Origin of the sequence: Bradyrhizobium sp. AUGA SZCCT0283 (assembly GCF_018130385.1) — a bacterium.
GTDB lineage: Bacteria > Pseudomonadota > Alphaproteobacteria > Rhizobiales > Xanthobacteraceae > Bradyrhizobium.
This window is the reverse complement of sequence record NZ_JAFCLU010000008.1, coordinates 133,994-152,851: the sequence shown is the minus strand read 5'-3', so window position 1 is coordinate 152,851 and position 18,858 is coordinate 133,994. Positions and strand designations below refer to the sequence as shown.

Sequence of the window (18,858 nt, the reverse complement as noted above, 5' to 3'; positions counted from 1 at the left end):
AATTTCCTGATCAGTGGCGCGCCGGCAGCAGGCCGTGTGTTTCGAACAACTCTTGCAACTTCAGTCGGGCAATTCGGTATCCGGCATCACGACGCCGCTCGATACCCGTCTTGGAAAAATCGCGAAAGCCTCCCGGCTCTTCCGACCTCGGCGACAAGCCGGCTTCCTTCATCAGGACGGGATCGGCCAGATCGATGTCGGTGATCGCATCAAGCACCTTGAAGCGGCCGGCGCCAAATACACGCGCCTCGAGCTGTTGATCCATCGAACCTGCGGGAACGAGCGCCGCCAGTTCCTCGATCGTCTGCAACAGTTCGTTGACGGTATGCGCGTTCTGCCGGTCCTGGCGAAGCCGGTTTCCATAGCGCAGCTCGGCCAGGCGATCGTTTACGTCGATCATGTTCTTCGGCGGCGCACGTTCCTTCCGGAAGAGATTCATGACGATGAGAATACGGTCAGCGTCGCCCGATCCGGAAAACGCCTCGATCGCATCGCCAAGCGGCGTATTGTCGATGATCCCGCCGTCCCAGAAATCATCGTTGCCGATTGTCGTAGCCGGAAATGGCGGCGGCAGGCTGCCGCTCGCCAACACGTGAGACGGCTCGATCTTGATCTTGGCTTCCTCTTTATGAGGATGATTCCGAAAGCGGATTAATTCGCCTGACGATCGATTGACCGCCGTGATCACGAAAGCCGTCTCGCTGGCGTTCAACGAATCAAAGTCCACATGCTCTTTGAGAGTCTCAAGCATCGGATGCGTATCGTAAAAGTTCGTCCAGCCGAGGAAATTCCAGACATCGCGGCGCGGCCCATAGAACCCGTGCACGCCGAACAGTGCGAAATCGCTCTTTGCAATAGCCCACCAGTAGTGCGAGGCCTCCAGCGAGAGTGCGTCCCAAAGGGACTTCAGGCGTCTGCGCGCATCGGCTCGATTTTTAGCACCGACAACGCACGCCGCATTGATCGCTCCGATCGAGACGCCGGTGACCGCTGCCAGCCGCACTGTCCTGCCATTGGCTTCGATTTTATCCATCAGCTCGAGCAGCGCGTCCATCGCACCGTACTCGTAGGCTCCAAGCGCGCCGCCGCCCTGGAGTACGACCCCGATTTCGATTTGGCCTTTTGCTTCCACCGCTATCGCAACCTTGTTCAGAGTTTCCCCTGCACCTCACCGCGAAAACCGTAGATGACGCGCTTGCCGGCCAGTGCGACGAGTTGCACGTCGCGGGTCTGGCCTGGCTCGAACCGCACGGCGGTGCCGGCGGCGATGTCGAGCCGCATGCCGCGCGCCTTTTTGCGATCGAACTTAAGCGCGGGATTGGTTTCGAAGAAATGATAGTGCGAGCCGACCTGGATCGGGCGGTCGCCGGTGTTGGCCACCGTGAGCGTCACGGTCTTGCGGCCGGCATTGAGTTCGATCTCGCCGTCCTTGATGAAGAGTTCGCCCGGGATCATCTTTCCTCCTCAGTCATTCCGGGGCGATGCGCAGCATCGAACCCGGAATCTCGAAATGACTAACCTCTGGATTCTCAGATGTGCAATTGCACATCATAGTTCGGCCGCTTCGCGGCCGCCCCGGAATGACGATAACTACCGGATCGGCTCATGGACGGTGACGAGCTTGGTGCCGTCGGGAAATGTCGCCTCGACCTGGATGTCATGGATCATCTCCGGGATGCCATCCATGCATTGCGCGCGGGTGATGACCTGCGCGCCTGATTGCATCAATTCGGCCACCGTGCGGCCGTCGCGCGCGCCCTCAACGATGAAGTCGGAGATGATGGCGATTGCCTCAGGGTGGTTGAGCTTGACGCCGCGCTCCAGCCTGCGGCGCGCCACCATGGCCGCCATCGAGATCAAGAGCTTGTCCTTTTCGCGGGGGGAAAGATTCATGCGAGCACTCGGGGTGGTTGAAGACCTAGTTGAGCCAAAGCCTTGGCAACGCCACGCCGCTGGCGCGGCCGAGCACAGCCATCATGTCGGCACGGAGCCGGGCCGCATCTTGGGCACAGAAACGGGCCATTGCAAATCCATTCCACGCGGAGATGCCGACCTCGCCGCCGAACGTTTCGGATGCCTCGCGGATCCGCTCCACCAGCGCCGCGTCGCCCGGCACGATCAGCGCGGTGCCGATGGCGACGGCGCCGTTCGCAATGGCCGGCCGCGCCAGCTTTGCACCGATGTCGCCGTCGAGCCGGATGGTCTCCGCAAACACCAGGCGACCGCCACGGCGCAAGCGCCAGCGGTCGACGAATTCGCCATGCAGCATCTTTTCGCCCATCGCCGCGCGGCCGAACACCACGATTTCGCAGAGCAGAAGCGAGGCATCTTCGGCCAGGTCGATGTCGATGCGCCTGATAATCCGCGCGCGGTCGAACAGGATGGTTTCCTGCGGCAGCCAGGCGAGGTGCGCACCGGCCGCCGCCTTCAGGGCGATACTGAGCTGGGCCGCAGCGCCCGGCGCGCGATAAACTTTCTCGGCTGCCGCCGTCGTCAGCGTCAGCCGCGATCCCGCAGCCGCCGCGATATCGATCTCGAAGCGGTCGCCGCCGGCGATGCCGCCGGCGGTGTTGACGAACACGCCCGACAGCCCCTCCTGCTCAGGGGAAGGAAAGCGCACGCGCAGCGAACCGGATTCGTGCAAATCGCCGCGGCGGGTGACGCCGTCCTGCAGATGCACGCCGAAGCGCACCGCGCCCTGAGCGCGATTGGCCGCGAACGTCGCTGAACTCGCGCGCGTGCTATCGGTCCGCATCCGTCCCCCAAACGCAATGCCCGATACGGCCTTACAGCGCCATCTGGCGGCTGATCTCGGCGGGATCGAGATTGCTGCGGTCACAGGCATATTTGACCGCGCCGCGGTCCATCACCGCGAAATTGTCGCCGAGCTCGCAGGCAAAGTCGAGATATTGTTCGACCAGCACGATCGCCATGTTGCCGAGGCTGCGCAGATAGGTGATGGCGCGGCCGATGTCCTTGATGATCGAGGGTTGGATGCCCTCAGTCGGCTCGTCCAGCAGCAACAATTTTGGCCGCATCACCAGCGCGCGACCGATCGCGAGCTGCTGCTGCTGGCCGCCGGAGAGGTCGCCGCCGCGCCGGCCCAGCATCGTGTTGAGCACCGGAAACAGCGAGAACACGTCGTCGGGGATATGCCGGTCGTCGCGCTTGAGCGGGCCAAAGCCGGTCTTGAGATTTTCCTCCACTGTCAGCAGCGGAAAGATCTCGCGGCCCTGCGGCACGAAGCCGATGCCGCGCCGCGCGCGCTCGTAAGGTTTCAGGCCGGTGATGTCGTTGCCATCGAGCGTGATCGAACCGCCCGCGATCGGATATTGGCCGACCATCGCGCGCAGCAGCGAGGTCTTGCCGACGCCGTTGCGGCCGAGCACGCAGGTGACCTTGCCCGGTTCGGCAGACAGCGAGACGCCACGCAGGGCCTGGGCTGCGCCGTAGTAAAGGCTGATATTGTCGACCTTCAGCATGGATCAGCGCCCCAGATACACTTCGATTACCCGCTCGTTCGACGAGACCTGATCGATGGTCCCTTCCGCCAGCACCGTGCCTTCATGCAGGCAGGTGACCTTGACGTCGAGTTCGCGCACGAAGGTCATGTCGTGCTCGACGACCATGACCGTCTTTTCCTTGTTGATTTCCTTCAGCAGTTCCGCGGTCTGATGCGTCTCGACGTCAGTCATGCCCGCGACCGGCTCGTCGACCAAAAGCAGCTTTGGATCCTGCGCCAGCAGCATGCCGATCTCGAGCCATTGCTTCTGGCCGTGCGACAGGCTTCCGGCCAATCGGTTGCGCGCATCGATCAGGCGGATGGTTTCCAGCACGCGGTCGATCCGCTCGGCTTCGTCCCTGTTGCCGCGCCAGAACAGCGTGCCCTTGACGCTGTGATCGATATTGAGCGCCAGCAGCAGATTGTCCTCGATGGTCTGGCTCTCGAACACCGTCGGCTTCTGGAACTTGCGGCCGATGCCGAGTTCGGCGATGCGCGTTTCATCCAGCCGCGTCAGGTCAGTGATGCCGTCGAACAGCACGGTGCCCTCGTCCGGCTTGGTCTTGCCGGTGATGATGTCCATCATCGTGGTCTTGCCGGCGCCGTTGGGGCCGATGATGGCGCGCATCTCGCCGGGCTCGAGCGTCAGTGACAGATTGTTGATGGCGTGAAAGCCGTCGAACGAGACGTGCACGCCGTCGAGATAGAGCAGCGCGGAAGTGGTCCTTCCCTCCATGACACTCATGCGCTCACTCCGCCGGGTTCGGTTCGCCGACGCCGTCTTCGCGCGCGGCGCTTTCGGCATTGGCCATTTCCGTTGCCTTGCGTGACTCGCGCCAGGCGGTGAAGGTGCCGACGATGCCCTTTGGCAGCAGCAGCGTCACCAGGATAAACAGCGCGCCCAGCATGAACAGCCAGTACGGCGCCAGCGGGCCCGAGGTGAAGTAGGTTTTTGCGTAATTGACGACGACGGCGCCCAGCGCTGCGCCCACCAGCGTGCCACGGCCACCGACGGCGACCCAGATCACCGCCTCGATGGAATTGCCCGGCGCGAATTCGCTGGGGTTGATGATGCCGACCTGCGGGACATAGAGCGCGCCGGCGACGCCGGCCATGCAGGCCGACAGCGTGAACACGAACAGCTTGTAGGACTCGACGCGATAGCCGAGGAAGCGCGTGCGGGATTCGGCGTCGCGGATCGCGATCAGGACCTTGCCGAGTTTCGAGGTCACCACCGCCCGGCAGATCAGGAAGGCCATGATCAGCGCCAGGCAACTCAGCGCAAACAGCGCGGCGCGGGTGCCGTCGGCCTGCACGTTGAAGCCGAGAATGTCCTTGAAGTCGGTGAGGCCGTTGTTGCCGCCAAAACCGAAATCGTTGCGGAAGAACGCCAGCAGCAGCGCGTAGGTCATCGCCTGCGTAATGATCGAGAGATAGACGCCGGTGACGCGGGAGCGGAACGCCAGCCAGCCGAAGCAGAACGCCAAGAGGCCCGGGACCAGCAGCACCATCACCGCCGCGAACCAGAACATATCAAAGCCGTGCCAGTACCAGGGCAGCTTTGGATAGTTCAGGAACACCATGAAGTCGGGCAATATCGGGTTGCCGTAGACGCCGCGGCTGCCGATCTGGCGCATCAGGTACATGCCCATCGCGTAGCCGCCGAGCGCGAAGAAGGCGCCGTGGCCGAGCGAGAGAATGCCGCAATAGCCCCAGATCAAATCGATCGAGAGCGCGAGAATGGCGTAGCAGGCGTATTTGCCGAACAGCGCGACCAGATAGGTCGGCACCTGGAACATCGAGCCCGCCGGCAACAGCAGGTTCGACAGCGGGATCAGCACGCCGAGACCGGCGACCACCAGGATGAAGATGCTGGCGCTTCGATCCAGCGAACGCGTCAGCACGTGCGGCGTCATGCTTCCACCGCCCGGCCCTTGAGCGCGAACAGGCCGCGCGGCCGCTTCTGGATGAACAGGATGATCAGCACCAGAATGGCGATCTTGCCGAGCACGGCGCCTGCCACCGGCTCCAGGAACTTGTTGGCGATGCCGAGCGTGAAGGCGCCGACCAGCGTGCCCCAGAGATTGCCGACGCCGCCGAACACGACGACCATGAAGCTGTCGATGATGTAGCTCTGGCCGAGATTGGGGCTGACGTTATCGATCTGCGACAGCGCCACGCCGGCGATGCCGGCAATGCCCGAGCCGAGGCCGAAGGTCAGCGCATCGACGCGCGAGGTGGCAATGCCCATCGAAGCCGCCATGCGGCGATTTTGGGTGACCGCGCGCATCTCGAGCCCGAGCGCGGTGTAGCGCAGCATGGCGAGCAGGATGACGAAGACGGCCAGCGTAAAGCAGAGGATCCAGAGCCGGTTATAGGTGATGGTGATCTGCCCGAGCTCGAACGCGCCGCTCATCCAGGAGGGATTGCCGACTTCGCGGTTGGTCGGGCCGAACATCGTGCGCACGGCCTGCTGCAGCACCAGCGAAAGGCCCCAGGTCGCCAGCAGCGTTTCCAGCGGGCGGCCATAGAGAAAGCGGATGATGCCGCGCTCGATCAGGACGCCGATGGCGCCGGCCACCAGGAAGGCCAGCGGCACCGCGATCAGCAGCGAATAGTCGAACAGGCCCGGATAGCGGGTACGAATGACCTCCTGCACCACGAAGGTGGTGTAGGCCCCTAACATCACCATCTCGCCATGGGCCATGTTGATGACGCCCATGACGCCGAAGGTGATGGCGAGCCCAATCGCGGCGAGCAGCAACACCGAGCCCAGCGACAGGCCGTACCAGGCGTTCTGCACCATCGACCACATCGCCAGATTGCTCTGGATCGAGGCGATCGCTGAGGCCGCCGCGCGCGCGACGTTGGGTGGAACGTCGCTGCCCAGCCCCGTCAGCAGCGCCATCGCTTCCTGGTCGCCCTTCGCCTTGACGATGGCGACGGCCTCCAGCTTTTCCACCTCGGTCGCATCGGCCTTGTAGAGCAGGATCGCCGCGCGGGCCTCGGTGAAGGCCGCCTTGGCGCCCTTGTTGGTTTCCTTGGCGAGCGCGCCGTCGATAACGGCAAGTGCGTTTTCCTCATGGCTCTTGAACACCGACTGCGCGGCCGCGATGCGCTTGGCGGGATCGGGCGACAGCAGCGTCAGACCGCCAAGGGCCGCCTCCACGGTGCGGCGCAGGCGGTTGTTGAGGCGGACGGCGGCCGCGCCATCGGGCAGCTTGTCGACGGCGGCGCCGGTGGCAGCATCGATGATCTTGCCGTCGCTCCCCGTTACGAAAACCTTCTTGGTATCCGGATCGGCCGACAGCCGTCCGTCCTGCAGCGCGCTGATGATGGGAAAGGCCAGCGGATTGCCCGAGGTGGCCACCGCGCCGATCGCCTCGTCGGTATCGGAAAAATCGTCATTGGCGAATTTGGCGACCGCATCCTCGAACGGACCGGCCTGCGCCGGCACGACGAAAGCAGCGGTCAGGAGGATTGCGAGTAAAGCCGCGCGAATACGGACGAGGAAATTGGCAGACACAATACGACCCCGGCAGGAGTGTGGGGAGAAGGCGGCGGCAGCGCCGCCTTCTCCGGTCTCTCTTGGTAGTTCTCTTGGAAGTTTTTATTGCAACTCAGACAGAAGTCAGGAGCCCTGACCGCCGCACTTGTTGGTCTTGGTGTTGTAGTTGCCGCACTTCTTGCCGACCCAGTCGCCGATCAGGTCCTTGGAGCCTTCGAGCTCCTTCGACCATGCGTCGCCGGCCACCAGGCCCGGGGTCTTCCACACCACGTCGAACTGGCCGTTGGCTTTGATTTCGCCAATGAACACCGGCTTGGTGATGTGGTGGTTCGGCAGCATCTTGGAGGTGCCGCCGGTCAGGTTCTTGGCTTCGATGCCGGGCAGCGCGTCGATCACCTTGTCGGCGTCGGTCGACTTCACCTTCTCGACCGCCTTGACCCACATTTCGAAGCCGATGACGTGCGCCTCCATCGGATCGTTGGTCACGCGCTTCGGATTCTTGGTGTAGGCCTGCCAGGCCTTGATGAACTTCTCGTTGCCCGGGTCCTTGATCGACTGGAAGTAGTTCCAGGCGGCGAGATGGCCGAGCAGCGGCTTGGTGTCGATGCCGGCGAGTTCTTCTTCACCGACCGAGAACGCGACAACCGGAATGTCGGTCGCCTTGATGCCCTGGTTGCCGAGCTCCTTGTAGAAGGGAACGTTGGCGTCGCCGTTGATGGTGGAGACCACGGCGGTCTTCTTGCCGGCCGAGCCGAACTTCTTGATGTCGGCCACGATGGTCTGCCAGTCACTATGACCAAACGGCGTGTAGTTGATCATGATGTCTTCCTGCTTGACGCCCTTCGACTTCAAGTAGGCTTCGAGGATCTTGTTGGTGGTGCGCGGATAGACGTAGTCGGTGCCGGCCAGCACCCAGCGCTTCACTTTCTCGTCCTTCATCAGGTAGTCGACCGCGGGGATCGCCTGCTGGTTCGGCGCCGCACCGGTGTAGAACACGTTGCGCTCGCTCTCCTCACCCTCGTACTGCACGGGGTAGAACAGGATCGAGTTCAGCTCCTTGAACACCGGGAGCACGGACTTGCGCGACACCGAGGTCCAGCAGCCGAATACGACCGAGACCTTGTCCTTGGTGATCAGCTCGCGGGCCTTTTCCGCAAACAGCGGCCAGTTCGAGGCGGGGTCGACCACGACAGCCTCGAGCTTCTTGCCGAGCACGCCGCCCTTCTTGTTCTGCTCGTCGATCAGGAAGAGCACGGTGTCCTTCAGCGTGGTTTCGCTGATGGCCATGGTGCCGGAAAGCGAGTGCAGGACGCCGACCTTGATGGTGTCGTCCGCCGCCTTGGCGTTTGAAAATGTAGCCAGGCCCAAAACCAGGCCGGCGGTCGCCGCCAGCCAGCGACGGCGGCTCATCGTCGTTATATCGTGAGTCAATTGAGTAAGCATGAGGTGTCATCTCCCTGACGCAGACGCGTTAAACGCTGCGAACGGCCCCACGGCCGCCTGCGTTAACGGAATCGCAAGAACCATGCCATCGGCTGAAAACGGGATAAGCCCATATAATCGCTTTGGAATTCGGATTCTGCGGAAACCAACGAGGGCAAATCTGCTTATTTTTTAGACTGCAAAAATGTATGCTTTGGCGGCAAACTATCTATTTTTTGTGCAAGCGTCGCAATTTGGCTAAATTTCTTGCACGAATTTTGGTCGTTTGGGTTTCTGACAGGCGCGGCAAGCGTGGCCTAGCAGAGCGGTTTCCTTAACCGCGCGGACGACACGCGCGGAATTCACCTTGAAAGCGCCGCGCTTGTGCTCCATATGAACTGCGTGACCTAGAGAATCATCAGGTCCTTGCGAGCCGCGTGTTCTGATCCCGTTTTGCGGTTTCTGGCTTGCCCCTTCAGCTAGCAACACCGACGCCCCAAACACGCGGGTGTCTCTGACACCCCCTCGCGCGCCCCCGGCCGATACGGCTGGGCGCCTGCCTTTGTTAATGGAAAGAACCCATCTTTTGACCTCCTCCTTTCAGGATTTCGGCCTTGCCGAACCCATTTCGCGTGCACTCAAGGAAGAAAATTACCACACGCCCACGCCCATCCAGGCCCAGACCATCCCTCTTGCAATGACCGGCCGCGACGTCGTCGGCATCGCCCAGACCGGCACCGGCAAGACGGCGGCCTTTGCGCTTCCGATCCTGCACCGCATTCTGGAAAACCGCATCCGGCCGCAGCCCAAGACCTGCCGCGTGCTGGTGCTCTCGCCCACGCGCGAATTGTCGGGCCAGATCCTCGACAGTTTCAACGCCTATGGCCGCCACATCCGTCTGACCTCGGCGCTGGCGATCGGCGGCGTGCCGATGGGCCGTCAGGTCCGCTCGGTCATGCCGGGCATCGAAGTCCTGGTGGCGACGCCCGGCCGCCTGCTCGACCTCGTGCAGAGCAACGGGCTGAAGCTCGGCCAGGTCGAGTTCCTGGTGCTCGACGAAGCCGACCGCATGCTCGACATGGGCTTCATCAACGACATCCGCAAAATCGTCGGCAAGCTGCCGATCAAGCGCCAGACGCTGTTCTTCTCGGCCACCATGCCGAAGGACATCGCCGAACTCGCGGAAGCCATGCTGCGCGACCCCGCCCGCGTGGCGGTGACGCCGGTGGCCTCGACCGTCGAGCGCATTACTCAGCGCATCATCCAGGTCGATTTCGCCGCCAAATCGGGCGTGCTGGCGCAGATCCTCAAGCAGGAAACGGTTGACCGCGCTCTGGTGTTTACCCGCACCAAGCACGGCGCCGACAAGGTCGTGAAGACGCTGGCCAGGGCGGGCATCGACGCCAATGCCATTCACGGCAACAAGTCGCAGAACCACCGGGAACGCGTGCTGGCGGCGTTCCGCACCGGCGAGATCCGCACCCTGGTCGCCACCGACATTGCCGCCCGCGGCATCGACGTCGACGGCATCAGCCATGTGGTGAATTTCGATCTGCCCAACATCCCGGAAACCTATGTCCACCGCATCGGCCGCACCGCGCGCGCCGGCGCCGAAGGCGTTGCGATCTCGCTGATCGCGGGCGCCGAGGAGATGGGGTATCTGCGCGACATCGAGCGGCTGATCCGTATCACGCTGCCGCGGGAAGACCAGCGGACGCCCGGCAGCCGCGACGCCGCGCCGGCCCCCTCGCAGCGCCCTGCGCAGCACCGGGGCGGACGGTCCGCACCGCGCGCCCACACTGCCAGGTCCCAGGATTCCAGAGGACATGACTCCCGGGGACATGAATCCAGGGGTCACGAATCCCGGGGACATGAATCGGCACCGGGATCAAAAGGCCCTCGCCGTCCCCGCCGCGGTGGTGGTAATAATGCCGCGTCGCAGCCGAACCGGCACGAACAGCCGCGTCCGGCGCAGCAGGCCGGCAAGAGCCAAGGCGGGAAAAGTGAGGGTATTCAGGGCGTCGCCTTCTTGCATCGCGAGAGCCGTCCGAATACTCAACCCAACCGTACCCACCGACCGCAGCGCTAAGCCTCGATCGACCTGGAGACCACCATGGCTAAAGAAGAGCTGATCCAGTTCGAAGGACTGGTGACCGAAATCCTCCCCGATGCACGCTACCGCGTGCAGCTCGACGCCGGACACGAGATTGTTGCCTACACCGCCGGCAAGATGAAGAAGAACCGGATCAAGACGCTGGCAGGCGATCGGGTCACGATCGAAATGTCGCCCTACGATCTGGAGAAGGGCCGCCTGATCTTCCGTCACAAGGACGAGCGTCCCAGTACCGGCGCCCCGCGGGGTGGACCGCCGCGCAGCGGTCAGTTCCGCCGCCGGTAAGCGTACCCGGAACATCAGCGAAAACGCGCCCGATACGCCCATATCGTGCGCGGTCGCGGCCGGCTGGCCGGCCGAATCAAAAAATCGTGCACGTCAGGATTGTTTTGAACACTACTATCGAATAATATTGTTCATCGATTTTCGGCCGGACGACATTAGCTATCCACCGGTACAGCCGGTTTAGACGCTGACGACCCTTCCAAAAATTCGATCTCACCAGCCCATCGAAGGGTGGGCTACGACTGTATATCTGAGAAGGGACTACCCCCGTGAGCATGGGAACCGTGAAGTGGTTTAACGCAACCAAGGGCTATGGCTTCATCCAGCCGGATGACGGCGGCAATGACGTGTTCGTGCACATCAGCGCTGTCGAGCGTGCCGGCCTCGGAACTTTGCGTGAAGGCCAGAAGATCTCCTACGAAATCGTGGCAGATCGCCGCTCTGGCAAATCTTCGGCCGACAATCTGCGCGCCGCCGGATAAGCGATTTTTCGGGACGCGCGACCGCGTCCCGGGGAATCGCCACTGAGTAAACCAAAAGGCCGCGCCCATGGCGCGGCCTTTTTCTTAGCCTTCATTTTCCTTGCATTCAGTCGATCAGACCGACCGTCTCACGTCTTGGTGCAGACCGACGTAGTGTACATCACGCAAAGCCCCTGGCGCGGACGGGTGTAGGAGATGTCACTCAGTGTGATGCCGTCCACCTTGTTGATGAACCAGGCGACGCTGGGCACGTATTTGTACTTGACCTCGCTGTAGATCAGGTAGGTGTCGCCGATCTTTAATGCTTCCGGGATGTCGATGATGTCGCCCGGCGAATGCGCTGCGACACCCTTGCTCCACTGCACCCGCGCCTTCAGCGTGTCGGGATTGATATAGAGTTCCGTGATCGTGCCCTGCACCGGCGCCGACGCGTAAGGCGTCATGATCGCCTTGCTGGCATTGAAGAAGTTGGTCAATTGCGTGTCGGTCACAGAGGTGTTCTGCGACGTCAGGTCGGACAGCGTGCGCGCCATTATCGTCACCTTGCGGTCGACGGCGACCCCGGCCGAGAACTCGTTGGTTCCAATGAGCAGCGCCGCCATGATCGGGATAATCATGGCGAATTCGACGGCGGCGACACCGCTGTTGTTGCGGCGCAATTCGAATGCCCGGCGGCGCACACGAAGCCAGATTGTCCTCATCGGTTTCATTGCCGTTGCCCCCTAGTAAGGTTCGTTCTGGAACGCGGCGGTCGCAGTCAACAGCCGCTGGTTACTGCCGATATTCGCGACATTGAAGCCGAGGCCGGTGACGAACAGCGGCCATTTGTAGAAAAGCCGCACGACGACGATGTCACCGGGACCGCCGGGGAGATAATTGTTCGGAGGAACGAAATTTTTTCCCGCGTCGATCGGGTCGGAGACGTCCACGGTGGAGAACGTCGGGTAGTTCTTCACATCGATCGAGACGCCGTTCACGCAATCGAACATCACGGTGAGCTTGGCACAAACGGCGTTCTTGAACTGCGCCTGGGTGTAGGAGGCGTTCTGCGCCTGGCCGGTCATGATCAGGCGTGCCGTATCCTGCGTCACGGTCTCGAGGATCTGGCTGGCAAAAAACACCAACGCCAGTTCGATGATCGCAAACAAAACGGCGAAGAACATCGGCGCAACCAGCGCAAACTCGACGGCGGCCGAGCCCCTTCGATTGCGACGAAACCGGCGCAGGATGTTGGTTTTGGGAGCGGTGGAAGGCGGCATCGAAGAAACCTCAGAGCGCGAGGGGAATTGCCGCAAAAACCTATCCGAAACTGATTGTTGAAGTGTTTCGGCCGTTCCAGACAGAACGACCCGCGCCGTTAACCGGATCTTAACCATGCCGCGAGACCGGCGCCCATGCCATCAGCCAGATGCAGCCGGCGGGCCCCGTGTAAACGGGTCAGTTCTTGGCGCCGCCGCCCGCCGCCGAGCCGGCAGCCTGGCTGGAGAGCGAGCCGGCCTGATCGATTGCGGCCTTGAAGTAGCCGTCGCCGTCGCCAAGGGTGACCCTGCGCTGGCAGATCGGCATGCAGCTATAGGATTCCCGTTCGACGCCGCGGTAGACGGTGACGAGTTGATCGCTCGGGCCTTCGACCTGGATCTGGCGGTCCACCAGGACTTCGCCGTTGCGGTCCATGGCGATGAAATTGGTCGCGCCGTAGCCCTTGCCGGTGACGACGACGATGCCCCCGCTCTGCAGGGTAACATCCGCAATCAGCGGGTTTCCGACCACGATGGTGGAGACCTTGGCAGGAAGCTTCACGAGCTTTGCCTGATCGACATAGACGGCGATACGGTCGGGATCGGGCGCGGCCAGGCAGACGGCCGGCCAGAGCAGGATTCCTGCAACGAGGGAACGCAATCCAAAACGCGCACGCGCGCGAATACGCTGGGACTTGAACGACATACTTTACCCCGGGGCATCAACAAGCCGGCAATGGCGATACGCAGCGGAACCGGCGCCCGACACGGTGAATCTGACGACAATTCATGAACAAAGGGCAAATAGGCTCCGAAATGCGGCAAGAAATCCGCCGCGGACATACACTATTTGCGGAACGGATAGGCCAGTTGTCCGATGATTTCGCGGGGAAACGAGGACTGATCGTCGACGCCATACTGGTCCGGCAGCGTGCCGTTCGGCATCCGGAAGGTCCCGAACAGGATGTCCCAGAGCGGAAAGGTGCCCGCGAAATTGGTGTCGCCGCCCTCCGCGCGGGAGGTGTGGTGCCAGCGGTGAAACACCGGCGTTGCCACGACGTATTTGAACGGGCCGAGCGTCCAGTTGAGGTTGGCGTGGACGAACGCCGAATGGAAGATGTTGAACGGCCCGAGCCAGAGCATCACGCCCGGCGAAATACCGGCCATTAGCAGCACGACATCGACCCCGATGGTGCCTAACAGCAGGTTGACGGGATGAAAGCGCGCCGCCGAGATCCAGTCCACATCTTCCGACGAATGGTGGATGGCGTGGTATTTCCAGAACCCGCCACCATGGAACATGCGGTGCAGCCAGTACATCATGAAATCGGCGGCGACCAGGAACAGGATCGCCTGCAGCCACAATGGCAGCCTCGACAGCGGGCCGTGGCCGTTGTCGTAGAAGGCGATCAGTTCGTCGGCGTCGCGAATGCCAAACACCAGGGCGGCACCCAGCACCAATAGCCCGATGCGGAACACGCGCGCGAACAAGGGTACCAGGAACCAGTAGCAGACGTCGGTGACGAGCTCGCGCTTGCGCCACCAGGGCCTGCCGGGGTTGCAGGCCCAGAAATGCGCCAGCACCGAGAACACGAGCGCCAGTGCGATCGTGACCGGCACCACCTTGGCCAAGGTCTGGCCGAGCATTTCGACGATTTCGGTCGGCAGGTTCATTTCGACCGGCGTACCAGAAGCCCCGCCTCGCCGCCAGTTCGCACGTCCCTCAAAGCCTTCAGGAGGCCGTCACGACGGCTTTCGGGGCACTACCGGCCGACGCCAGCGCGTGGCCCAGCCGGTTGAAGGGACGCTCGATCCGGGGCTCGATCAGATAATAGCTGAACGCCAGCGACACGGCGGTGACCAGCACGAACAGCGGCAGCAGACCCATCGGCGAGAGCGCGACCATGAACGACACCACGGCGAAATGAACGAGATAGATGGCGTAGGAGTGACGTCCCAACACCGTCATCCACGACAGCGAGACGTTCGAGATCAGGACACCGAAGGCGAATGCAGCCAGCAGCGCGACTTTGGCGCCCAGCGGCGGGGACATTAGCGCCGCGCCGAGCAGAAACAGCGCACCGAATGCCGGCCTGTTCTTCAACTCGATATAGTCATACAGCAGGATGCCGAAGCCGAAACAGATCACCTGGTGCGGCAGCCAGCTCGTGAAAACGCCTTCAGCCAGATATGCCTGGCTGGCCGGCAGCGACGCCGCCAGCCGCGGAATCAGGTTGGGCTCGACGACAAATTTCCCGATGACGCTCACAAGCGCGATCAACGCGTAGCACAGCATGGCGCCGTTATGCCGGCGGAACAGATAGATCAGAAGCGGAAACAGCAGATAGAACTGCATTTCCACCGCAATGCTCCAGCCGCCCGGAACGACCGAATTGCAGGCGGTGACGCTGCTCCAATGCAGGAAGAAGAACGTCAGCAGCACGTCGCTTACGCCGACGCCGTCAGGCGCGAAGTTTGTGATGCCGCGGCCTCGCGTCACCAGCAGATAAAAAACAATCGCGATCCAGAACAGCGGCGCGATCCTGAAGACACGCCGGATATAAAACGAGCGGGCGGCGGCGAGATCGAGCCTGTCACCGAACGTCAGCATCATCGTATAGCCGCTGACGATGAAAAAGAGCTGGACGCCGAGCCCGCCATACTCTTTGGCGGACCAGGTCAGGCCGGGAACGATGCCTGTGGACTCTTCCTGGCAGTGCACCAGGACGACCATCAGGATGGCCACGCCGCGCAAAAGATCCAGCGATTGGTTGCGCCGCGTCATGGCCTGCCGGCGGTGCGGACGTGCAGCACGGCGTTCTCATCGGCGTAGGCGCGCCGCCAGCCGCCGATATGATCGAGCAGGCCGACCGCCGGGGTGTGCGGCGTCAACAGCACGGCGTCGATGTCCCAGGTCTTGAGAATGTCGAGAAACTGGTTGACGTCCTTGAGCTGCAGCGCGCGGTAATAGGCCACGTCGAACGCTTCGCCGTAAAGCTCGGCGCGCCCGTCGATGAACACGGGCATCTGGCGCCAGATCAGATAGCCGCCGAACGGGAGATCGTTGAGGACTCGCCTGGGATTGTGCGCCTTCAGCGCATCGACGGCCGCAGACGGCGACTGGTTTTCGGGCGGTGCAAAAGTAGTGTTGGCCGCCAGCAGCCATGTCCAGCCGCCGAGCAGGACCAAGACCGCCGCCATCACGGGCATCGGGGCGCCGGTACGGGCGAGCCAGGCCGGCCGCAGCGCGAACTGTGATGCCACCGGCGCGAGCACCACGATCGGCAGCAGCAGGGCGAAGATCTCGACATTCCTGACATGCGACAGCGCCATGTGCAACAGGCCCAGCACCAGCGCGATCCGCGGCGGCGTGAGCTTGACGCCGCCATAGAGCGCGCCGCCGATCAGCATGAGGATCGCCAGCTCGAACACGCTGAATTTGCTGAAATCCGCTGGCATCCATTCATAGATCAGATGTAGGAGTTCGCCGAGATCGAGGATCTTGCGTGCGGCGAGGATCGATCCCCACCCGTAAGGCGTGGCGCAGCAGGCTACCAGCGCACCGATGCCGAACGCCGCCCAGCGCAGCACCACCGACTTTCGCTGCGCGCGATCGGCATTCCACAGCGCATCGAGCGCGAACGCGCCGACCAGCACGAGGCCGAACACGAACCCGCCGTGGAGGTTCGCCCACAACGCGATCAACGGCAGCAGCCATGGCGACGGCGCCTGGCCGCGCTCGCTCGCCAACATCAGCCCGTTCGCCCACGCCAGCATGGTCGGCAGCACCAGCACATGCGGGCGGGCCAGAAAATGCCCCATCGAAAGCGCCAGCACCACCATCGCGACGGCGACCGCATAGGCCGCGGGAATACGGCGGCTGAGAATATGAGCGAACAAGGCGAAGGTTACGGCGATGCAGGTCGCGGCGAGAACCACCGGCCCGGTCCAGCCCGCCAGTTGGTAGCCCGTCGCATACAGCACCTGCGCCAGCCAGGACGACGACGTCCAAGGCTCTCCCGCCTTGGTGAAGGAATAGATGTCGACGCGCGGCAATGCGTGGTGATCGAGGATCCACTGGCCCACGGCGATCTGCCAGTAGGTATCTGAATCGTTCAGAAGCGACCGTCCGCCGATCAGCACCAGCGCGTAGACGCCGATTCCGAGCCAGAGCCATGCCGGGACGTCGGCAAGGCTGAAGGCTTTCTCGCGCTGGATCGATCCGGCTTCAGTGCTCATGCGAAACTGCCGGCCTGGCTATTGACGGAATGGATAGGCCAATTGCCCACCGATCTCGGTGGGGATCTCCTGATCGTCCACACCGTAATCGTCAGGCAGCCGGCTCTCCGGCATGCGGAACGTTCCGAACAGGACGTCCCAGAGCGGGAAGGTCCCCGCGAAATTAGTATTGCCGCCCTCGTCGAGCGAGGTGTGATGCCAGCGATGGAAGACCGGCGTGGCAAGCAGGTATTTGAACGGCCCGAACGTCCAGCTCAGGTTGGCGTGAACGAAGGCGGAATGGAAGGTCGTGAACGGCCCGACCCACAGCATGATGTTGGGAGAGATGCCTGCGATCAGCAGAATGACGTCGACCAGGATCGTTCCGAGAAACAGGTTGACGGGGTGAAACCGCGCCGCCGAGATCCACTCGAGATCCTCCGAGGAATGATGGATGGCGTGGTATTTCCAGAATCCGCCGCCGTGAAACATGCGGTGCAGCCAGTACAGCATGAAATCGGACGCGACGAGGAACAATATCGCCTGCACCCAGAGCGGAAGCTCCGACAGCGGCCCATGGCCATTGTCGTAGAATGCGATCAGTTCGTCCGGCTCATGAATGTTGAAGAGGACGGCGGCGCCGAGCACCAGCAGCCCGATGCGGAAGATGCGCGCGAACACCGGCACGAAGAACCAGTAGCAGATGTCGGTGATGAGTTCGCGCTTGCGCCACCAGGGTTTGCCCGGATTGCAGGCCCAGAAATGCGAGAGCACCGTGAACACAAGTGCGAGCGCTATCGTGACCGGTACGACCTTCGCCATCGTCTGGCCTACTACCTCGATGACTTGCATTGGCAAACTGGACATGGCGGCCTCGTTCAATCGGAGACTTCAGGGGTATCTGCTCGCGCTTAAGGAGCCGTGAATCAACGGAGTCGGCGGACACAGCGCGTGAGCACGACGAACGGCCTCCGCGATCCGCTTGCATTTAATCGGATGCCTTAAAGCGGTGTTTACTGTGCTCAATAACAGCAAGTTCCAGGCTTCTTTGTGCGGTCGAATTAACTGCGTCGAAATTGTCGCACCCTAGGGTGACGACATGGTCACGGTGCTGAGAACGCCGGCAGGACCAAACTTAAGTTCGACCAGCCACGTGTACACACAGGAGTTATCATCTATGAAGAATCTCGTTTCGCGTTTCGTGAAGGATGAGTCCGGCGCCACCGCCATCGAATACGGCCTGATTGCCGCCGGCATCGCGATCGCGATCATCTCCGCCGTCAACGGTCTTGGCACCAAGCTGTCGACGAACTTCAATACGATCTCGAACTCGCTCAAGTAAGCGACGGTTGCGCGCAAGCGTCAAAGGCCCCGGCTTGCCGGGGCCTTTATCGTTTTAGCCGGAACCAGCAAGCCGCCATCGGATGTGGTTCGAACGTGCGACTTGCGGCGTTTCCCGATTGTTCACTTCTCGCGGCTAGGCTCGGCCAAGGCCTGGACCCCGGGTCAACCGCAGCCTCGCGTGAACTCATGATCCTCGATACCGCCCGCCTCCTGCTGTTTCCGGCCCTGATGGCGTTCGCAGCCGCGAGCGACCTGTTCACGATGACGATTTCGAACCGGGTGTCGCTGGCGCTGATCGCCGGCTTTGTGGCGCTCGCGGTGCTGGGCGGCATGGGCCTGCACGACATCCTCCTGCATTTCGGCGCCGGCGCGGCCGTTCTGGTGGTGGCCTTTGCCTGCTTCGCGATGGGATGGGTCGGCGGCGGCGACGCCAAGGTCGCAGCCAGCGCGGCGCTCTGGTTCGGTTTCGACCATCTCCTCGATTATCTGCTCTGTGTCTCGCTGCTCGGCGGGGCGTTGACGGTCCTGCTGATTCAGTTCCGGCAGTGGCCGCTGCCTTCCCTGCTCACGGGACAAGCCTGGCTGAACCGGCTGCACGACAAACAGAGCGGGATTCCCTACGGCATCGCGCTCGCCCTCGGTGCGCTGATCGTCTATCCGCAGACCGAATGGATCAAGGCGATCGACCTCGCTCATCTCGCCATGCGCTGATCCGGCGTCGCTAACTTTCCGTTAAGGCAATTTAC

Annotated in this window: 21 protein-coding genes; 5 read left to right on the top strand and 16 right to left on the bottom strand. The window is 62.3% G+C overall.

Annotation, left to right across the window (positions count from 1 at the left end; all coding sequences use genetic code 11):
- Positions 1-10: 10 nt before the first annotated feature.
- The 9 genes from JQ624_RS13755 to urtA form a co-directional block, all read right to left on the bottom strand.
- Positions 11-1,132 (bottom strand): patatin-like phospholipase family protein, encoded by a 1,122-nt coding sequence (locus JQ624_RS13755; protein ID WP_212419425.1) that lies wholly within the window; start codon positions 1,130-1,132, stop codon positions 11-13.
- Positions 1,133-1,149: 17 nt separating this feature from the next.
- Positions 1,150-1,455 (bottom strand): urease subunit beta, encoded by a 306-nt coding sequence (locus tag JQ624_RS13750; protein WP_212419424.1) that lies wholly within the window; start codon positions 1,453-1,455, stop codon positions 1,150-1,152.
- A 135-nt stretch (positions 1,456-1,590) separates the two neighbouring features.
- Positions 1,591-1,893 (bottom strand): urease subunit gamma, encoded by a 303-nt coding sequence (locus JQ624_RS13745; protein WP_025588283.1) that lies wholly within the window; start codon positions 1,891-1,893, stop codon positions 1,591-1,593.
- Between the two features lie 25 nt (positions 1,894-1,918).
- Entirely contained in the window at positions 1,919-2,755 is an 837-nt protein-coding gene (locus tag JQ624_RS13740; protein ID WP_212419423.1) for an urease accessory protein UreD, read from the bottom strand.
- 31 nt (positions 2,756-2,786) lie between these two features.
- On the bottom strand, positions 2,787-3,482 hold the full coding sequence (gene urtE, locus JQ624_RS13735) for an urea ABC transporter ATP-binding subunit UrtE (RefSeq protein WP_212419422.1): 696 nt from the start codon (positions 3,480-3,482) through the stop codon (positions 2,787-2,789).
- Positions 3,483-3,485: 3 nt separating this feature from the next.
- Positions 3,486-4,247 carry an urea ABC transporter ATP-binding protein UrtD gene (gene urtD, locus JQ624_RS13730; protein ID WP_212419421.1) on the bottom strand — a complete coding sequence of 254 codons (762 nt, stop codon included), beginning with the start codon at positions 4,245-4,247 and terminating at the stop codon, positions 3,486-3,488.
- A gap of 4 nt (positions 4,248-4,251) precedes the next feature.
- On the bottom strand, positions 4,252-5,418 hold the full coding sequence (gene urtC, locus JQ624_RS13725; protein WP_212419420.1) for an urea ABC transporter permease subunit UrtC: 1,167 nt from the start codon (positions 5,416-5,418) through the stop codon (positions 4,252-4,254).
- Complete coding sequence (gene urtB / locus JQ624_RS13720) at positions 5,415-7,004, bottom strand: urea ABC transporter permease subunit UrtB (RefSeq protein ID WP_409334325.1); 1,590 nt, start codon at positions 7,002-7,004, stop codon at positions 5,415-5,417. The genes urtC and urtB overlap by 4 nt, the downstream gene beginning before the upstream one ends.
- Before the next feature lie 129 nt (positions 7,005-7,133).
- Positions 7,134-8,453, bottom strand: a complete 1,320-nt coding sequence (gene urtA, locus JQ624_RS13715) for an urea ABC transporter substrate-binding protein (RefSeq protein ID WP_212419418.1) — start codon at positions 8,451-8,453, stop codon at positions 7,134-7,136.
- 547 nt (positions 8,454-9,000) lie between these two features.
- Here urtA and JQ624_RS13710 point away from each other — a divergent pair.
- The 3 genes from JQ624_RS13710 to JQ624_RS13700 all read left to right on the top strand — a co-directional run bounded on the left by JQ624_RS13710 (position 9,001) and on the right by JQ624_RS13700 (position 11,312).
- Positions 9,001-10,521 (top strand): DEAD/DEAH box helicase, encoded by a 1,521-nt coding sequence (locus JQ624_RS13710; protein ID WP_212419417.1) that lies wholly within the window; start codon positions 9,001-9,003, stop codon positions 10,519-10,521.
- Between the two features lie 24 nt (positions 10,522-10,545).
- Positions 10,546-10,830, top strand: a complete 285-nt coding sequence (infA, locus tag JQ624_RS13705; protein WP_212419416.1) for a translation initiation factor IF-1 — start codon at positions 10,546-10,548, stop codon at positions 10,828-10,830.
- 269 nt (positions 10,831-11,099) lie between these two features.
- Complete coding sequence (locus tag JQ624_RS13700) at positions 11,100-11,312, top strand: cold-shock protein (RefSeq protein WP_002714433.1); 213 nt, start codon at positions 11,100-11,102, stop codon at positions 11,310-11,312.
- Between the two features lie 128 nt (positions 11,313-11,440).
- Here the strand turns inward: JQ624_RS13700 and JQ624_RS13695 are convergent, their stop codons facing one another.
- From JQ624_RS13695 to JQ624_RS13665, 7 genes are all read right to left on the bottom strand, one after another.
- Positions 11,441-12,013 carry a TadE/TadG family type IV pilus assembly protein gene (locus JQ624_RS13695; protein ID WP_212419415.1) on the bottom strand — a complete coding sequence of 191 codons (573 nt, stop codon included), beginning with the start codon at positions 12,011-12,013 and terminating at the stop codon, positions 11,441-11,443.
- Between the two features lie 21 nt (positions 12,014-12,034).
- A complete protein-coding gene (locus JQ624_RS13690) occupies positions 12,035-12,571 on the bottom strand; it encodes a TadE/TadG family type IV pilus assembly protein (RefSeq protein WP_212419414.1) in 537 nt (178 codons plus the stop codon).
- Positions 12,572-12,749: 178 nt separating this feature from the next.
- Positions 12,750-13,256, bottom strand: coding sequence for a pilus assembly protein N-terminal domain-containing protein (locus tag JQ624_RS13685; RefSeq protein ID WP_212419413.1), 507 nt, complete (start codon positions 13,254-13,256; stop codon positions 12,750-12,752).
- Positions 13,257-13,396: 140 nt separating this feature from the next.
- A complete protein-coding gene (locus tag JQ624_RS13680; protein ID WP_212419412.1) occupies positions 13,397-14,224 on the bottom strand; it encodes a sterol desaturase family protein in 828 nt (275 codons plus the stop codon).
- A gap of 58 nt (positions 14,225-14,282) precedes the next feature.
- Complete coding sequence (locus tag JQ624_RS13675; protein ID WP_212419411.1) at positions 14,283-15,335, bottom strand: acyltransferase; 1,053 nt, start codon at positions 15,333-15,335, stop codon at positions 14,283-14,285.
- Complete coding sequence (locus tag JQ624_RS13670) at positions 15,332-16,789, bottom strand: hypothetical protein (RefSeq protein ID WP_212419410.1); 1,458 nt, start codon at positions 16,787-16,789, stop codon at positions 15,332-15,334. The genes JQ624_RS13675 and JQ624_RS13670 overlap by 4 nt, the downstream gene beginning before the upstream one ends.
- A gap of 18 nt (positions 16,790-16,807) precedes the next feature.
- A complete protein-coding gene (locus JQ624_RS13665; protein WP_212419409.1) occupies positions 16,808-17,635 on the bottom strand; it encodes a sterol desaturase family protein in 828 nt (275 codons plus the stop codon).
- 310 nt (positions 17,636-17,945) lie between these two features.
- Here JQ624_RS13665 and JQ624_RS13660 point away from each other — a divergent pair, with 310 nt between their 5' ends.
- Positions 17,946-18,110: a Flp family type IVb pilin gene (locus JQ624_RS13660; protein WP_212419408.1), complete on the top strand. Its 165-nt coding sequence runs from the start codon at positions 17,946-17,948 to the stop codon at positions 18,108-18,110.
- Positions 18,111-18,298: 188 nt separating this feature from the next.
- Positions 18,299-18,823, top strand: coding sequence for a prepilin peptidase (locus JQ624_RS13655; protein ID WP_212419407.1), 525 nt, complete (start codon positions 18,299-18,301; stop codon positions 18,821-18,823).
- The last annotated feature ends 35 nt before the right edge of the window (positions 18,824-18,858 follow it).

What these genes read in the sequence shown, in the direction of transcription:
- JQ624_RS13750 (WP_212419424.1), bottom strand. Translation starts at nt 1,455, where the DNA reads ATGATCCCGGGCGAACTCTTCATCAAGGACGGCGAGATCGAACTCAAT.
- JQ624_RS13745 (WP_025588283.1), bottom strand. Translation starts at nt 1,893, where the DNA reads ATGAATCTTTCCCCCCGCGAAAAGGACAAGCTCTTGATCTCGATGGCG.
- JQ624_RS13740 (WP_212419423.1), bottom strand. Translation starts at nt 2,755, where the DNA reads ATGCGGACCGATAGCACGCGCGCGAGTTCAGCGACGTTCGCGGCCAAT.
- urtE (WP_212419422.1), bottom strand. Translation starts at nt 3,482, where the DNA reads ATGCTGAAGGTCGACAATATCAGCCTTTACTACGGCGCAGCCCAGGCC.
- urtD (WP_212419421.1), bottom strand. Translation starts at nt 4,247, where the DNA reads ATGAGTGTCATGGAGGGAAGGACCACTTCCGCGCTGCTCTATCTCGAC.
- urtC (WP_212419420.1), bottom strand. Translation starts at nt 5,418, where the DNA reads ATGACGCCGCACGTGCTGACGCGTTCGCTGGATCGAAGCGCCAGCATC.
- urtA (WP_212419418.1), bottom strand. Translation starts at nt 8,453, where the DNA reads ATGCTTACTCAATTGACTCACGATATAACGACGATGAGCCGCCGTCGC.
- JQ624_RS13710 (WP_212419417.1), top strand. Translation starts at nt 9,001, where the DNA reads ATGGAAAGAACCCATCTTTTGACCTCCTCCTTTCAGGATTTCGGCCTT.
- infA (WP_212419416.1), top strand. Translation starts at nt 10,546, where the DNA reads ATGGCTAAAGAAGAGCTGATCCAGTTCGAAGGACTGGTGACCGAAATC.
- JQ624_RS13695 (WP_212419415.1), bottom strand. Translation starts at nt 12,013, where the DNA reads ATGAGGACAATCTGGCTTCGTGTGCGCCGCCGGGCATTCGAATTGCGC.
- JQ624_RS13690 (WP_212419414.1), bottom strand. Translation starts at nt 12,571, where the DNA reads ATGCCGCCTTCCACCGCTCCCAAAACCAACATCCTGCGCCGGTTTCGT.
- JQ624_RS13685 (WP_212419413.1), bottom strand. Translation starts at nt 13,256, where the DNA reads ATGTCGTTCAAGTCCCAGCGTATTCGCGCGCGTGCGCGTTTTGGATTG.
- JQ624_RS13680 (WP_212419412.1), bottom strand. Translation starts at nt 14,224, where the DNA reads ATGAACCTGCCGACCGAAATCGTCGAAATGCTCGGCCAGACCTTGGCC.
- JQ624_RS13675 (WP_212419411.1), bottom strand. Translation starts at nt 15,335, where the DNA reads ATGACGCGGCGCAACCAATCGCTGGATCTTTTGCGCGGCGTGGCCATC.
- JQ624_RS13670 (WP_212419410.1), bottom strand. Translation starts at nt 16,789, where the DNA reads ATGAGCACTGAAGCCGGATCGATCCAGCGCGAGAAAGCCTTCAGCCTT.
- JQ624_RS13665 (WP_212419409.1), bottom strand. Translation starts at nt 17,635, where the DNA reads ATGTCCAGTTTGCCAATGCAAGTCATCGAGGTAGTAGGCCAGACGATG.
- JQ624_RS13660 (WP_212419408.1), top strand. Translation starts at nt 17,946, where the DNA reads ATGAAGAATCTCGTTTCGCGTTTCGTGAAGGATGAGTCCGGCGCCACC.
- JQ624_RS13655 (WP_212419407.1), top strand. Translation starts at nt 18,299, where the DNA reads ATGATCCTCGATACCGCCCGCCTCCTGCTGTTTCCGGCCCTGATGGCG.